This is a genomic window from Indioceanicola profundi (assembly GCF_003568845.1).
Classification (GTDB): Bacteria; Pseudomonadota; Alphaproteobacteria; order Azospirillales; family Azospirillaceae; genus Indioceanicola; species Indioceanicola profundi.
This window is the reverse complement of record NZ_CP030126.1, coordinates 1,063,073-1,076,614: the sequence shown is the minus strand read 5'-3', so window position 1 is coordinate 1,076,614 and position 13,542 is coordinate 1,063,073. Positions and strand designations below refer to the sequence as shown.

Annotated in this window: 18 protein-coding genes; 8 read left to right on the top strand and 10 right to left on the bottom strand. The window is 66.2% G+C overall.

All coding sequences use genetic code 11. From position 1 onward, the window contains the following. Positions 1 to 11: 11 nt before the first annotated feature. The 3 genes from DOL89_RS05065 to DOL89_RS05055 are packed head-to-tail and all read right to left on the bottom strand — an operon-like array spanning position 12 to position 1,311. Complete coding sequence (locus DOL89_RS05065; protein ID WP_119678158.1) at positions 12 to 443, bottom strand: GNAT family N-acetyltransferase; 432 nt, start codon at positions 441 to 443, stop codon at positions 12 to 14. Positions 444 to 453: 10 nt separating this feature from the next. Beyond that, positions 454 to 1,050: a LysE family translocator gene (locus DOL89_RS05060; RefSeq protein WP_119678157.1), complete on the bottom strand. Its 597-nt coding sequence runs from the start codon at positions 1,048 to 1,050 to the stop codon at positions 454 to 456. Between the two features lie 9 nt (positions 1,051 to 1,059). Then, positions 1,060 to 1,311, bottom strand: a complete 252-nt coding sequence (locus DOL89_RS05055) for a DUF1127 domain-containing protein (protein WP_225889897.1) — start codon at positions 1,309 to 1,311, stop codon at positions 1,060 to 1,062. 78 nt (positions 1,312 to 1,389) lie between these two features. Between DOL89_RS05055 and DOL89_RS05050 the strand changes: the two genes are divergently transcribed. Next, a complete protein-coding gene (locus DOL89_RS05050; RefSeq protein WP_119678156.1) occupies positions 1,390 to 2,820 on the top strand; it encodes an aminotransferase-like domain-containing protein in 1,431 nt (476 codons plus the stop codon). Between the two features lie 194 nt (positions 2,821 to 3,014). Here DOL89_RS05050 and DOL89_RS05045 read toward each other — a convergent pair whose 3' ends face one another. From DOL89_RS05045 to DOL89_RS05035, 3 genes are all read right to left on the bottom strand, one after another. Continuing rightward, positions 3,015 to 3,341 (bottom strand): PspC domain-containing protein, encoded by a 327-nt coding sequence (locus DOL89_RS05045; RefSeq protein WP_162937338.1) that lies wholly within the window; start codon positions 3,339 to 3,341, stop codon positions 3,015 to 3,017. Positions 3,342 to 3,391: 50 nt separating this feature from the next. Continuing rightward, the gene (locus DOL89_RS05040) at positions 3,392 to 4,054 is read right to left on the bottom strand and encodes a PspA/IM30 family protein (protein WP_119678154.1); all 663 of its coding nucleotides are present in this window, start codon (positions 4,052 to 4,054) and stop codon (positions 3,392 to 3,394) included. 61 nt (positions 4,055 to 4,115) lie between these two features. Continuing rightward, positions 4,116 to 4,313 (bottom strand): hypothetical protein, encoded by a 198-nt coding sequence (locus tag DOL89_RS05035; RefSeq protein ID WP_162937337.1) that lies wholly within the window; start codon positions 4,311 to 4,313, stop codon positions 4,116 to 4,118. A 282-nt stretch (positions 4,314 to 4,595) separates the two neighbouring features. On the opposite strand from DOL89_RS05035, the gene DOL89_RS05030 reads away from it, so the two are divergent. From DOL89_RS05030 to DOL89_RS05020, 3 genes are read left to right on the top strand one after another with little or no spacing between them, the layout of a single operon-like run. Next, positions 4,596 to 5,567, top strand: a complete 972-nt coding sequence (locus DOL89_RS05030; RefSeq protein ID WP_119678152.1) for a homoserine kinase — start codon at positions 4,596 to 4,598, stop codon at positions 5,565 to 5,567. Between the two features lie 10 nt (positions 5,568 to 5,577). Further along, positions 5,578 to 6,027 (top strand): ribonuclease HI, encoded by a 450-nt coding sequence (gene rnhA / locus DOL89_RS05025; protein WP_119678151.1) that lies wholly within the window; start codon positions 5,578 to 5,580, stop codon positions 6,025 to 6,027. A 12-nt stretch (positions 6,028 to 6,039) separates the two neighbouring features. Continuing rightward, positions 6,040 to 6,387, top strand: a complete 348-nt coding sequence (locus DOL89_RS05020) for a hypothetical protein (protein ID WP_119678150.1) — start codon at positions 6,040 to 6,042, stop codon at positions 6,385 to 6,387. A 79-nt stretch (positions 6,388 to 6,466) separates the two neighbouring features. Here DOL89_RS05020 and DOL89_RS05015 read toward each other — a convergent pair whose 3' ends face one another. After that, positions 6,467 to 6,949: a peroxiredoxin gene (locus DOL89_RS05015; RefSeq protein ID WP_119678149.1), complete on the bottom strand. Its 483-nt coding sequence runs from the start codon at positions 6,947 to 6,949 to the stop codon at positions 6,467 to 6,469. Positions 6,950 to 7,271: 322 nt separating this feature from the next. On the opposite strand from DOL89_RS05015, the gene DOL89_RS05010 reads away from it, so the two are divergent. Further along, entirely contained in the window at positions 7,272 to 7,844 is a 573-nt protein-coding gene (locus DOL89_RS05010; RefSeq protein WP_119678148.1) for a YqgE/AlgH family protein, read from the top strand. A gap of 74 nt (positions 7,845 to 7,918) precedes the next feature. Beyond that, entirely contained in the window at positions 7,919 to 8,740 is an 822-nt protein-coding gene (locus DOL89_RS05005) for a DUF3108 domain-containing protein (RefSeq protein WP_162937336.1), read from the top strand. A gap of 28 nt (positions 8,741 to 8,768) precedes the next feature. Here DOL89_RS05005 and DOL89_RS05000 read toward each other — a convergent pair whose 3' ends face one another. The 3 genes from DOL89_RS05000 to thrC all read right to left on the bottom strand — a co-directional run bounded on the left by DOL89_RS05000 (position 8,769) and on the right by thrC (position 12,113). Further along, a complete protein-coding gene (locus tag DOL89_RS05000) occupies positions 8,769 to 9,362 on the bottom strand; it encodes a GNAT family N-acetyltransferase (protein WP_119680255.1) in 594 nt (197 codons plus the stop codon). Between the two features lie 17 nt (positions 9,363 to 9,379). Continuing rightward, the gene (locus DOL89_RS04995; RefSeq protein WP_119678146.1) at positions 9,380 to 10,642 is read right to left on the bottom strand and encodes a M16 family metallopeptidase; all 1,263 of its coding nucleotides are present in this window, start codon (positions 10,640 to 10,642) and stop codon (positions 9,380 to 9,382) included. A 67-nt stretch (positions 10,643 to 10,709) separates the two neighbouring features. Beyond that, complete coding sequence (thrC, locus tag DOL89_RS04990) at positions 10,710 to 12,113, bottom strand: threonine synthase (protein ID WP_119678145.1); 1,404 nt, start codon at positions 12,111 to 12,113, stop codon at positions 10,710 to 10,712. Between the two features lie 170 nt (positions 12,114 to 12,283). Between thrC and DOL89_RS04985 the strand changes: the two genes are divergently transcribed. Both DOL89_RS04985 and DOL89_RS04980 read left to right on the top strand, forming a co-directional pair. After that, positions 12,284 to 12,919 carry a hypothetical protein gene (locus tag DOL89_RS04985; protein WP_225889896.1) on the top strand — a complete coding sequence of 212 codons (636 nt, stop codon included), beginning with the start codon at positions 12,284 to 12,286 and terminating at the stop codon, positions 12,917 to 12,919. Between the two features lie 72 nt (positions 12,920 to 12,991). Continuing rightward, on the top strand, positions 12,992 to 13,540 hold the full coding sequence (locus DOL89_RS04980; protein ID WP_119678144.1) for a hypothetical protein: 549 nt from the start codon (positions 12,992 to 12,994) through the stop codon (positions 13,538 to 13,540). Positions 13,541 to 13,542 lie beyond the last annotated feature (2 nt).

Here is a 13,542-nt window from a genome sequence, read left to right as displayed (position 1 = left end):
GGGAACTCTCCTCAGAGATCGGTGAAGTCGAACGCGTTATCCAGCCGGGCCAGCCCGGCCTGGGGGTAATAGGTCATGGCGCCAGGGGCGGAGAGCAGCAGGCAGCGCAGGGGCCGCCCGTCCGGCGCAATCTCCAGCCCGCGATTGGCCTCGTCGCGGGTCGCCTGCATCAGCCGCTTGCCGATCCCCCTGCCCTGCCATTCCCGGTCAACCGCGAGATCGGACATGTAGCAGCAGAAGCTGAAGTCGGTGACGGATCGCGCTACACCGACCAGCAGCCCGTCGGATGTGCGCGCGCCCACTGTCAGGTTCGCATGGCGCAGCATGCGCTCGATCCGCTCCGGCTCATCCACCGGCCGCCGCTCGGCAAGACCCGAGCGGTGCAGCACATCCACGAACTCAGCCGGGGTCAGGTCCGGTTCGACGCGGTACAGGATTTCCATTGCAAGGCCCTTACAGGAACAGGAGTGCGGCACTGGCGGCTGTCAAGCCGCCGAGGACAAGATTGAAGGCCCTCAGCGCCCGGTCGGATCGCAGGAACCGGCCGGCCGTTGTGCCGAGCCCTGCCCAGGCGCAGATCGAAAGAATGCTGACCAGCGCGAAAACCAGCGTAACCGTCAGCACGCTTCCCGCGGCCCCCAGTTCCGGAATGCGGAACGCCGCATGGGCGCTTATGGCGACGCCCACCCCCTTGGGATTGACGAACTGGAATGCCGCGGCCTCCCAGAAGGTCACTGGACGCGTGCCGCCCTTCGCCTCCGCCCTGCCGGCCGTGGCGATGCGCCAGGCCAGATAGAGCAGATAGGCCGTGCCCACGAACCGGAGTGCCGATTCCAGCCAGGGAACGGCGGACAACAGCAATTCTCCGCCGATCCCGGCGGCCAGGATCAGCGCAGCGAACCCCACGCCGGTGCCCAACATGCAAGGCACCGTCCGGCGAAACCCGAAGGTGGCGCCGGATGCCGCCAGGACCATGTTGTTCGGTCCCGGCGTGATCGATGCCGCGAAGGCAAAGGCCGCGAGGGCCACGACGGGCTCGATGGAGGTCATTGCCTTACCTCAGGGCTGCCAAGGCCATTTATCGGCTTCCATCTCCGCATCGGCAACGCTTACGCCAATGTCGCGCAGCATGCGCTCATCCAACTTGCGCAGGGCCGCGCGCTGACGACGGCGCGCCTGCAACTGGGCGGCCCAGGCAACGAGCGAACCCAGAAGGTCGGGAATGACCAGCCGGTCCCCAGCCGGCGGAAGCGCCGACGCCTTGTAGGCTGACACACCGCCGGGCAATGGTGTCGAAGACATTGTACCCATACAACCCTCCCAATCCAGACGATTGAGCCTGATTGTCCGCCTTGTACAGCGGGCACAATCGGGATATTCTCCTCTCAAATGAGGGTCAATGGAGACATTGTCTCGATGACAAGTTACCCGATTGCTGATTGGCATCCGGATATCAGCCAGCGTACCGGCCCGGTCTACCGGGCCATCGCTGCGGCTTTGCATGATGACGTTGTGTCCGGACGCCTGCCGCCCGGAAGCCGATTGCCGACTCATCGGGATCTGGCCTGGAAGCTGAAGGTCACGGTTGGAACAATTACCCGGGCCTATCAGGAAGCGGAGCGTCAGGGTCTGGTCGGCGGGGAAGTCGGTCGCGGAACCTTCGTGCAGGACCCTCGCCGTCTGCCCAACGCCCCTCTTGAGCCGCCGCCGGCCGCTGACATCATCGATCTGTCGGTGAACTCCTCCGCCGTCTGGCCGGACGCCCCGGTCCTGCGCAAGGCCCTGGCCGGCGTGGCTGCACGGGCGGACCTGTCGGCATTGATGGGATACAATCACACCAATGGCGCAACCCGGCTCCGCCGTGCGGCATCAGTATGGATTGAGGAGACCGCCGCTCTCTCTGTTCCGGACGAGAGGGTCCTGATCACCGCCGGCGGACAGGGTGGTCTTCATGCGGCATTCAGCACGCTGACCCGCCCCGGCGACGCCGTGCTGGTGGAGCAACTGACATATCCCGGCGTGAAGGCGCTGGCCTCCCTGCTGGGGCTGCGTCTGATTCCGGTGCCGATGGACAAGGACGGTCTGTTGCCCGATGCGGTTGGGGCATTGGCTGCCCAGCACGGTGCTCACACTCTCTATTGCATGCCTACCCTCCAGAACCCCACCACCGCGACGATGCCGCTGGAACGCCGGAAGGCGCTGGTGGAGGTCGCGCGGCGGATCGGCCTGACGCTGGTGGAGGATGACGTCTACGGCTTCCTCAATCCGCAGCCTCTGGCGACCCTGGCGGAAATCGGTCCGGATGTGACCGTCTATGTCACGAGCCTGTCCAAGAGCCTGTTTCCCGGTCTCCGCACAGGCTTCATCGTTCCGCCCGAGCCGCTGTGGGAGCGGACGGCGACGATGCTGCGCGCCTCGCTGCTGAGCACGGCCCATCTCGGCACCATCGCGGCGGCGGAACTCATTGAAAGCGGCGAAGCCGGCGGAATCGCGGCGCGCCGCCGTGCCCTGGTCGCGGAGCGGCAAGGTCTGGCGCGTCGGGTGCTCGGGCAGGAGCCGGCGGGCTCCGACCCGCGTATCACCCATCTCTGGCTGACACTGCCGGAGGCATGGCGGCGGGAGGAGTTCGCGCGCGAGTTGATGGCACGGCGGATCAAAGTGACGCCGGCGGATGCCTTTACCGTAGCCCGCGGCGACACGCCCCATGCGGTGCGTATCTGCCTCTGTTCCGTGGATCGGGAGGATCAATTGGAATCCGCCCTGCACGTCGTCGCCAACCTGCTGACGGAACCTACTGCCGTGATGACGACACTGGTCTGAGCAAAGGGAAACCCCGCCGGGTCTTGTGACCCGGCGGGGCTCCGATCCACATCGCCGACCCGCCCGTCGGCATTGCGGATATCCGGATTCCCGGGGCGGTTCGGGTTCGAGGCGTCCCGCCCGGCATCCTTGTGCCGGGCGGGGCCTCTACCGCCGGGGGGCCCGCCCGCCGCCCCGGCGATTGCGTCAGCGGCTCAGTAGCCGCGCTCGAACCGGTCCCACTCGCGCCGCCAGTCGCGGCCGTAGCGATCCTCATCCTTCTTGCGGCCGAACCGATCCTCGGTCCGGTCATAGCTGTCGCGGGGACGGCGATTCAGGACCAGTGCGCCCACCACATAGGCCAGAATCACGGCTTCGGGCCACATGATCAGGGCGATGACGGCCAGCAGGCGGATGAACCAGGTCTTCACGCCCAGCCACCAGGCCACTCCGGCGCAGATGCCGAAAATCCAGCCATTCACCTTGTCCTTGCACAGCTTGCGCGTCCGGGCAGTGTGGCGCATGCGGTCGAAAGCGTTCACGTCGGTCTCCATAGGGAAAGAGTTCGGTCAGGTCGGTCGCGGGCAGCGCGTCAGCGCGCCGCGACCTTGGCCTTGAGGGCGGCCAGCTCCTCACTCACGCGGGCGTCGGCCGCCAAGGCGTCGATTTCCTCGGCCAGGGTGAAGGGCCGGCGGGGCGTCATCATCTCCGACCGCGCCTCCACCTGATCCACCCGGCGGTGCAGCTGGTCGTAGCGGGACATGGCCTCATCCAGCCGGCCGTCATACAAGGTCTCCCGGACCCGGAGGCGATCCACCGCGCCGCGGTGGCGGGCGACGATCGAGCGGCGGCGGGCATGCGCCTCGGTCAGCTTTGCCTGCAAGGCCTGCGCATCGGCGTTCAGCTTTGCAATGGCCTGATCGATGGCGTCCATTTCGTCATGGGCCGGCTTGGCCGCCTGGGCAATCCGGGCCTTGGCGGTCAGGGCGGCGCGGGCCAGGTCCTCACGGCCATGGGACAGGGCCAGTTCGGCCCGCCGCTCCCACTCCATCATCTCGAACTCGGCCTCGCGCCAGCTCGCCTCGAAGCCCTTGCGCTCGGCCATCAGCCGGACCGCGCCGGAGCGGGCCTCGGTCAGAGCGTCCTCCATCTTGCGGATGGCGTAGCCGATGGCGACCTCCGGGTCCTCCGCACGGTCGAGCACGCTGGAGAGGTTGGAGTCGATGATGTCGCCGATGCGGTTGATGATGCCCATTTGGAAATTCCTCGGTCTCGGGGGTCGTCGGTCGGTTGGCGGAGGGGCGAGCTGCGGCGGATCAGAAGATCTGCGACAGGCAGAGCACCATCACGGCCGCGGAGGCCAGCGCCGGCACCAGCTCGGCGTTCGGCACCATGTCCTGGATGCGGGCGACCCAGTCCCGCTCAGCCTGTGCCCCTTTGGCCTTCGCCCTTTCGGCGAGAGCCTGGGCCACGGACGTCCTGCGGGTCGTCTTGGCGAAGCTGATTACGGTCATCGTCGTCTCCATCAGGAAGCGGTTGGCGTCGACCTCGCGGTCTTGCTTCCCTATCAGCAACCGGCGTGCCAAGTGCTGGAGGTGACACTAACCTATTGTTTTAGATGGATTTTCGTTTTTGCACACACCGCCGCCCCGACGAGCGCGCCACGACGCCGCCACAAAATGGCGGACTTCGCCACCGCATCGCCACTTTTGCCACCGGCTCAGGCAACGCCATTTCCCAACCTGTTCACAGCGCCGCCGATTGACCCCGGCGCGGGAACCCGCTAGCCAAGGGGCATGGCCGTTTACACCGAAGTTTCCGACGAGGATCTGCACGCATTCGTCGCCCAGTACGATCTGGGCGGGGTGCTGTCTGCCAAGGGCATCGCGGAAGGGGTGGAGAACTCCAACTACCTGCTGGTGACGGAAAGCGGGTCCTTCATCCTGACGCTCTATGAGAAGCGGGTGGACCCGGCCGACCTGCCCTTCTTCCTGAACCTGATGGAGCATCTGGCCGCCAATGGCGTGGAATGCCCGCAGCCGGTGAAGGGCAAGGATGGCGTGGCGCTGCGGGAGCTGTGCGGCCGGCCGGCGGTGATCGTCACCTTCCTGTCCGGCATGTGGCCCCGCCGTATCCTACCGGAGCATTGCGCTGGCCTGGGCGGTGCGCTTGCCCAGCTCCACGTTGCCGGGGCCAGCTTCCCCATGTGGCGGGCCAACAGCCTGTCCGTCGCTGGCTGGCGCCCTCTGTTCGAGGCGAGCCGGGCCCGCGCCGACGAGGTGAAGCCCGGTCTAGCCGGCACGCTGGCGGCGGAGCTGGACGTGCTGGAGCGGGATTGGCCCACCGGCCTGCCCTCCGGCGTGATCCATGCCGATCTGTTTCCGGACAATGTGTTCTTCCGCAGCGGCAGACTGTCGGGTCTGATCGACTTCTATTTCGCCTGCACCGACCTGTTCGCCTACGACATAGCGATCTCCCTGAATGCCTGGTGCTTCGAGCAGGACGGATCGTTCAACATCACCAAGGCCCGCCTGCTGCTGGCGAACTACCGTGCCGTCCGGCCCTTGGCGGTGGAGGAAATGGCGGCCCTGCCCCTGCTCTGCCGGGGAGCGGCGATGCGCTTCCTGCTAACCCGCCTCTATGACTGGCTGAACACGCCGGCAGGCGCCATGGTGAAGCGGAAGGACCCGCTGGAATATCTGCACAAGCTGCGCTTCCACGCGCAGGTGCGGGGCATCGGCGATTACGGCCTCGACCTCACCGACTAACCGGATTCCCATGAGCGACAAGAAATTGGTGGAGGCCTGGACCGACGGGGCCTGCAGCGGCAACCCCGGCCCCGGCGGCTGGGGCGTCGTGCTTCGCTACGGCGAGGTCGAGAAGGAGATGATGGGCGGCGAGCCGCAGACCACCAACAACCGGATGGAGTTGATGGCGGCCATCAAGGCGCTGGAGGCATTAACCCGCCCGGTGGAAATCCATCTCCACACCGACAGCCAGTACGTAAAGAACGGAATCACCCAGTGGATTCACGGCTGGAAGAAGAACGGGTGGAAGACCGCCAGCAAGGACCCGGTCAAGAACGAGGATCTCTGGCGACGGCTGGATGAGCTGGTGACCCGGAACAAGGTCCAGTTCCACTGGGTCAAGGGCCATGCCGGCCATGTGGAGAATGAACGCGCCGACGCGCTTGCCCGCGAAGGGCTCCGCTCCGCGCGGGGCGGGTGAGGAGAGAGAGCGATGCGCAGGGTAGTGAAGACGATCTTGTTGGTGCTGGTGGCGGGCGGAATCGGTTACGGACTCGGCCTGTTCCGGGTGCCGGAGAAGCTGCTGGCCGGAAATGACGAAGAATCCTCGGTCCCTGCAATCAACCGGCGCAAGGACCCGGAGACCGGCTGCGACGCCATCGCCGATGGTATCCGCATGCTGGTCGACACGACCCGTTACAGTGAACCCGTAAAGGCGCAGATGCTGGACGGGCTTTTGCTGAACTACCGCAATCTGGAATGCGGCATCCACAATAGGACACGTCTTCTATTGGAACTCACGAGGAAGTCAGTAACGGACCGAGCGGCCGCTCCCGAGTGATCCTGGCGTCGCCGACGTGCCGAACGGAAACGGCCGCCCTGAGGGGCGGCCGTTTGCACATCCGGCAGGACCCGTCGCGTCAGATCTGCTTCAGAATGTAGTCGGCCGAGGAGACCTCGAAGGCGCCCGGCTTTTCGATCTGCAGGCTCTTTACCACGCCGTCTTCGGCGACCAGGGCGAAGCGCTGGCTGCGGAGACCGAGATTGTAGGCGGTGCCGTCCATCTCCAGCCCCAGTTCGCGGGTGAGCGCGCCGTTGCCATCGGGAAGCATCAGCAGCTTGTCGCCGACATTGTTGGACTTGCCCCAGGCCTGCATGACGAAGGGATCGTTCACGGCCATGCAGACGATCGTGTCCACCCCCTTGGCCTTGAACTCGTCCGCATGCTCCACGAAGCCAGGGAGATGCTTGGCCGAGCAGGTTGGCGTGAAGGCGCCGGGAACGGCGAAGAGCACCACCTTCTTGCCCTTGAAGATCTCGTCCGTGGAGATCTCCTGCATGCCGCCCTCTGTAAGGTGCTTCAGCGTCACGGACGGAATGCGGTCACCGACTTGGATGCTCATCTTTACTGTCCTCCCGGCGGGTTGGGGTTCGGAGCAATGAAGCTGGTTCTAGGCTGCCCCGCGGTTCGCGGCAAGAGGGTGTCGCTGGCAGCGCCCAGGAGGGTGAGGCCGTGTTCTTCCGGCACTCCGGCAACCTTTGCCACGGAAGCGGGTTTTCCTTGAGCGACCACCGGGATGGTTCGTTGCCCACGCTCCCCGTCCTAGCATGCGATAGGAGCACCGCCAGGACCTGTGTTACGCTCTTTCGGACAGGTCAGGGAAACGGACTCAAGGACCACCCGATCGGACAGCCCTTTGGACAGCAGCAGGTGAGCGCCCGCCCATGATGGACAAGGAAATCCGCCAATACCTGACGGGTCAGCTCCTCATCGCGATGCCGCAGATGTCCGATCCGCGCTTCGCCAGGACCGTGATCTATGTCTGCGCCCATACGACGGACGGCGCGATGGGTCTGGTCCTGAACAAGCCCTTTGCGGGAATCGGGTTCACTGACTTGCTGGAGCAGCTCGGAATCGAGGTGGAGCAGCAGCTCGGCGACATGCGGGTACATTATGGCGGCCCGGTCGAGTCCGGCCGCGGCTTCGTCCTGCACACCACCGACTACACGCGCGAGGCGACGCTGCTGGTCGATGACGACGTGGCCCTGACCGCCACGGTCGACGTGCTGCGCGCCATCGCGGAGGGTCGGGGGCCACAGAAGAGCATCCTGGCGCTGGGCTATGCCGGCTGGGGAGCCGGGCAGCTCGATCAGGAAATGCAGTCCAACGGCTGGCTGCACGCGCCGGCCGATCCCGCCATCCTGTTCGATGCCGACCTGGATACCAAGTGGGAGCGGGCCATCGCGAAGCTGGGCGTCAGCCTGTCGATGCTGTCCGGCGAAGCCGGCCACGCCTGAGACCGCCCCGGACGCCCCTCCTCCGCCCGGTTCCGACCCCATCGCCGACACAATCCGGCAGGATGCTGCCCGGCATGAAAGCCTCCTGCACCATGGCGGCTGCAGCCGCCTTGCTCACCCTCTCCGCCCTGCCCGCCGCGGCGGAGACGTTGCGGCTCGGATACGATGTCTATGTTGGCGGCATCAGCCTCGGCCGCATGACGCTGGAGACGGAACTTGCCGACGACCGGTACCATGTCGCCGTCGGCGCACGGGCCAACGACCTGCTGGACCGGCTGGTCCACTGGTCCTACACGGCGGAGGCCAATGGCGCCCTGTCCGGCCCGGCCGGAGTCGCGCCCGACCGCTTCACCAGCCTGCGCACCCTCCGCAACAGGAAGTGGGAAGCCGTTCTGGACTATTCCGGCGACACCGTCACCCATCATCAGACCCCGCCGCAGTCCGAAGAGGATGAGAACGCCGTGCCGCCGGAACTTCGCCCCGGCACGGTGGACCTTCTCTCGGCCTCCGTCGCCATCGCCCTGTCGGCGGAGGCTTCGGGCGGATCCTGCGAGGCGCGCGTCCCCGTATTCGATGGGCGTCGCCGATACGATGTCCTGGCCGAACCGGGCAAGAACCGGCAGCTGAAGAAGAACAGCTACAACGCTTATGAGGGGGAAGCCATCGGCTGCCGGATCGAAATCGATCCGGTCGCAGGTTTCCGTCAGGCTCGCCGCGGCAACGACGATTTCTGGACGATTCCCCGCGACGGCAGCCGCCGCGGCTTCGACCTTTGGCTCGGCCGCCCCCAAGAAGGCGGGCCCCTGGTGCCCGTACGGCTGGAAGCGCGGGAACTCTTCTATGCCGACATCATCGGGCATCTGGCGACCATCGAGACGGTGGATGGCACGCCCTAGCGCCTAGAGGGCGGAGCGGAACGCGCTTCTATCCGACCAGATCGTCCTTCAGCACGGCGTAGAGCACATGGTCGGCCCAGCGGCCATCGATCCGCAGATAGCCCCGTGCATAGCCTTCCCGCGTGAAACCGGCTTTCTCCAGTACGCCCTGGCTCGGAATATTGGTGGGCAGGCACGCAGCCTCCACCCGGTGCAGGCCGAGCTGGCCGAAGGCGAAGTTCAGCAGCAGCTTGGCGCTTTCCGTCGTGTAGCCGCGTCGGGCGAAGGGTTTGCCCACCCAATAGCCCATGGTGCCCATCTGGGCCACGCCGCGCCGGACATTGGACAGGCCGATACCGCCCACCAGCCGGCCCGACCTCCGTTCGAAGGTCAGGAAGCTGTAGGCCTCATCCTCCCGCCATTCCACCGCCTGCCGGCGAACCCGCCGCTGGAAGGCGGTGCGGGTCAGGGCATCGGCGGGCCAGGTCGGCTCCCACGGGACAAGGAAATCCCGGCTGATCTCGCGCAGCGCCGCCCACTCCTCCCAGTCCTTGGCCTGGGCCGGGCGAATGAAGACTCCTTCGCCCTCGACCCGGATGGCCGGCGGGGACAGCAGCCCCGTCTGGAAGATGCGGATCGGCACGGCGCGGCTCACCCTCCTCAGCCGGCCAGCCGGGCGCGGATGCCCCGGTAGGTTTCCAGCCTGTCGAGGGGACCGATGGCCGCCAAAGTCGGGGTGGTGGCGAACACCTGCTCCGCGCACCGCCGCACCGCCGCAAGATCGACGGCATCAATGCGGGCCGAGATTTCCGCCGGCGTCAGATGCCGGCCGAAGACCAGAAGCTGGGTGCCGAGCTGTTCCGCCCTGTTCGTCGTGCTCTCCAGCCCCATCAACTGGCTGGCCTTGAGCTGCGTGCGGGCGCGGGTGACCTCCTCCTCGGTCAGGGTCGCGGCCAGCTTCCGCACCTCGTCGCAGACGACCGGCACCAGTTCACCGGCGCGGTCGGGGTCGGTGCCGGCATAGATCCCGAATATGCCGTCATCCACCATGGACCAGTTGAAGCTCTCGACCGAATAGACCAGCCCCCGCTTCTCCCGCACCTCCTGGAACAGGCGGGACGACATGCCCCCGCCAAGGATGGTGGACAGGACGGAGACGGTATGGACGTCCGGGCTGCGGCTGCCGACGCCCTGGAAACCCAGGATCAGGTGCAACTGCTCCAGGTCGCGGTCTTCCCGGAACTCCCCGCCCTCATAGCAGCCGGGGTCGCCGGCTTCGGCCTCGCCACGCCCAAGATCGGTGAACAGCCGCTCCGCCAGCTCGACCACCCGCTCATGCTCCACATTCCCGGCAGCGGTCACAACCATCGAACCGGGGCGGTAGTTGCGCCCGACGTAATCGACCAGAACCTGTCGCGGCACGGAAGAAATCACCTCCGCGGTGCCGAGGGTGGAGCGGCCGAGGCGCTGGCCGGGGAAGCAGGTAGCCAGGAAGTGATCGTTGATGATGTCGTCCGGCGTATCCTCCGCCTGGCCGATCTCCTGGATAATCACCTGCCGCTCGCGATCCAGCTCGGCCGGGTCGAACAGCGGGTGCTGCACCATGTCGGCCAGCACGTTCAGCGCGGTTCCCAGATCCTCCTTCAGGACCTTGGCGTAATAGGCGGTGTGCTCGCGCCCGGTATGGGCGTTCATGTGGCCGCCGACAGCCTCGATCTCCGTGCTGATGCGCAGGGCGTCGCGGGTGGGCGTGCCCTTGAACAGCATGTGCTCCACCAGATGAGCGACGCCATTGGCCTCCTCCGGCTCATGCCGGCTGCCGACACCGAACCAAACGCCCGTTGTCACCGTCTCCACATGCGGCATGGGGTCGGTGGCGACCCGCAGGCCGTTGGCCAGGGTGGTGACCTTCACTCCACTCATACGTCAGCTTTCCTGCAAACCTGCAATCCGTACCGATACAGCCCTTCGGCGCGACTTCCAAGCGGCCTCAGCCGCGGACGGCCCGCGACTGCTCCCGCACGAAGCGCTTCAGCACGTCCATATCGTTGGGAAGTACATGGACACGCTCGGGCCGCTCGAACAGGTCGGCGAGATGCCGCGGCAGTCCGGGACGGATGCCGGTTGCCCGCTCCACCGCATCCGGGAACTTGGCAGGATGGGCGCAGGCCAGCGACACGATGGGCACGGACGGGTCCAGATCGGCCTTTCGCGCCGCATTCACGCCGACCGCCGTATGCGGGTCCAGCATGTAGCCGGCGTCGCGGTAGGTGCGCGCCATTTCCTCAAGCGTCTCCTCCTGGCCGCAACGGTGCCCCTCGAAAAGCTCGATGGCCCGGGTGAGCTGCCCCTGGGAGACCTGGAAGCGGCCGGTGCGCTTGAACTCGTCCATGGTAGCGGCCACGGCAGCGCCGTCGCGGTCCATCAGATCGAACAGCAGCCGCTCGAAGTTGCTGGAGACCTGGATGTCCATGCTGGGGCTGATGGTAGGCACGACCACCGAGGTCTTCATCTCGCCCTGCTGGAAGAAGCGGGCCAGGATATCATTCTCGTTGGTGCCGACGATCAGGCGGGCGATCGGCACGCCCATCGCCTTGGCGGCATAGGCGGCGTAGACATTGCCGAAATTCCCGGTCGGAACGGCGAAGGCCACTTCCCGGTCCGGCGCGCCCAGTGCCACGGCGGCCGTCACGTAATAGACGATCTGGGCCATGATGCGGGCCCAGTTGATGGAATTCACGGCGGACAGGTTCACTTCGGCCCGGAACTCCGGATCGTTGAACATCGCCTTCACGGCGTCCTGCGCATCGTCGAACGTGCCCTGGAGCGCCACGTTCCGGACGTTGGAGGAGAGCACGCTCGTCATCTGCCGGCGCTGTACCTCGCTGGTGCGGCCATAGGGGTGCAGGATGACGATATCCACCCGCTCCCGGTCGCGGCAGGCCTCGATGGCGGCGGAGCCGGTATCCCCGCTGGTGGCCCCGACCACGGTGATGCGGCTGTCCCGCTTCGCCAGCACATGGTCGAAGAGACGGCCGAGCAGTTGCAGCGCCACATCCTTGAAGGCCAGGGTCGGCCCATGGAACAGCTCCACCACCCAGTTGCGCTGGTCGAGCTGGATCAGCGGCGTGATGGCGCGGTGGGTAAAGGTAGAATAAGCGTCGCGGACCAGCCGGGCGAACTCCTCCTCCCCGATAGCGCCCTGGAGGAAGGGCGTCATGACGCGGACGGCAACCTCCTCGTAGGGCTTGCCGCGCAGGGCGCGCAGGTCGTCGTCGGTCAACTGCGGCCAGACGTCCGGCACATACAGGCCGCCGTCACGCGCCAGACCTGTCAACAGCACATCGTCAAAACCCAGGCTGGGGGCCATGCCCCGCGTGCTGATGTAGCTCACCTGATCCTCACCGCCCGATTCCAGGGCGGCTACACTAGCCACCGCCCCCCTGCCCCGCAACCGCCCCCGTCCCGAGTCCCGCCATGCGCCACCCGCACACCCGCGCGGGCCTTCGGGCACAAGAGGCCGTCCTGGTCTGTTGCCTGCGCAGTGACATAGGGAGACCGCCCATGGACCGTATCTATTCCGCCGGCGGAGGGTTGCCGGCCGGGATCGCAGCCGCCGCTCTGCCGAACCTGGACCAGGCGCTACGCCTCACTTCCGCCTTCCTGACCGGACCGATGATGCAGTCCTTGCGGGCCGTGGAACATCCCATGCCCGCCTTCACCACCGAGCCCATCAACCTGGATCAGGAAACCTGGCTGGATGAAGTGGGCCGGGCCGAGGTGGAAGTCCGGCACGTTCCCGGAGCCACGGATGCGCTCTACCGCATCCGGGCGTTCGGCGATGTCCTGACCATGCGCCTGCAGCTCAACGTCTGGCGCTTCGTCATCGTCTATGCTCTTCCCTCCAATGATCTGGTGGACGTGGCCGGGGTGGCACCGCGCTTTGAGCGATGGCAGACCGGGGCCGCCCACGCCGGATGGACCATCGGCTGGCGCGATGCCGTGGACCCGTGGGAGCACGACGTGCACATGGTGGAAACATACTGCTACGCCATGTTGCCCCAGGACTTCCTGGTGAACCCTCTGGCCCAGCTCTACTGGCGGAACGATATCATGCAGATGACCCGCGCCTTCATGCTGGAAGCGCGGAGAGTCGGCGTCTCGCTGGGCAAGAACAGCTCGCACCAGATGAACAGATAATATTTTTTTAAAATGCCATATTCCTGGAGCCGGCGCTATGATCCCCGACGGGACAGGTGACCGGGCACAGCCATGGGCTTCTTCGATACGATCCTGCTATCCGCGCTGTTCGCCGGAGCAGCATTCCTGCTGGCTCTGCTGATCGGGAGGTTCGCCGAGGCGCGGATCGCGGGGCTGCCCCAGATCAAGGCAGCGGAAGAAGTGATTCCCCTGCGGGCCCGCATGGAGGCGCAGTTCGATCTGCGCAGCACCGGTCTGAAGCAGGAGATCGCGCGCCTGTCGTCGGAGATGACGACCCTGCGCCGCCAGCGGTTCTCCCTGGAGAAGATGCTGCTGGACACGCGACGGGAGGCGGAGTCCCCCATTCGCGTCGTCGGCCGGGAAGGCTCCACCCCCGTCTGCTTCCGTGCCTGGATGATCAACCGGCAGGTCCAGGCCGCCGTCGTGGACGGAAAGCAGCACCCATCCCTGGACAAGAGTTGGGCCTCGCCGCAGGTGGTCGAAGTCTGGGCCGACAATCTGGGCGAGGCGCGCAGGGAGGTCCAACGCATCTATCCGCCTCCCCTCGGCTTCACGATCCTGAACCTGCGTCTGGACAGCTCGGACGGGCAGGAGGTCTGAAC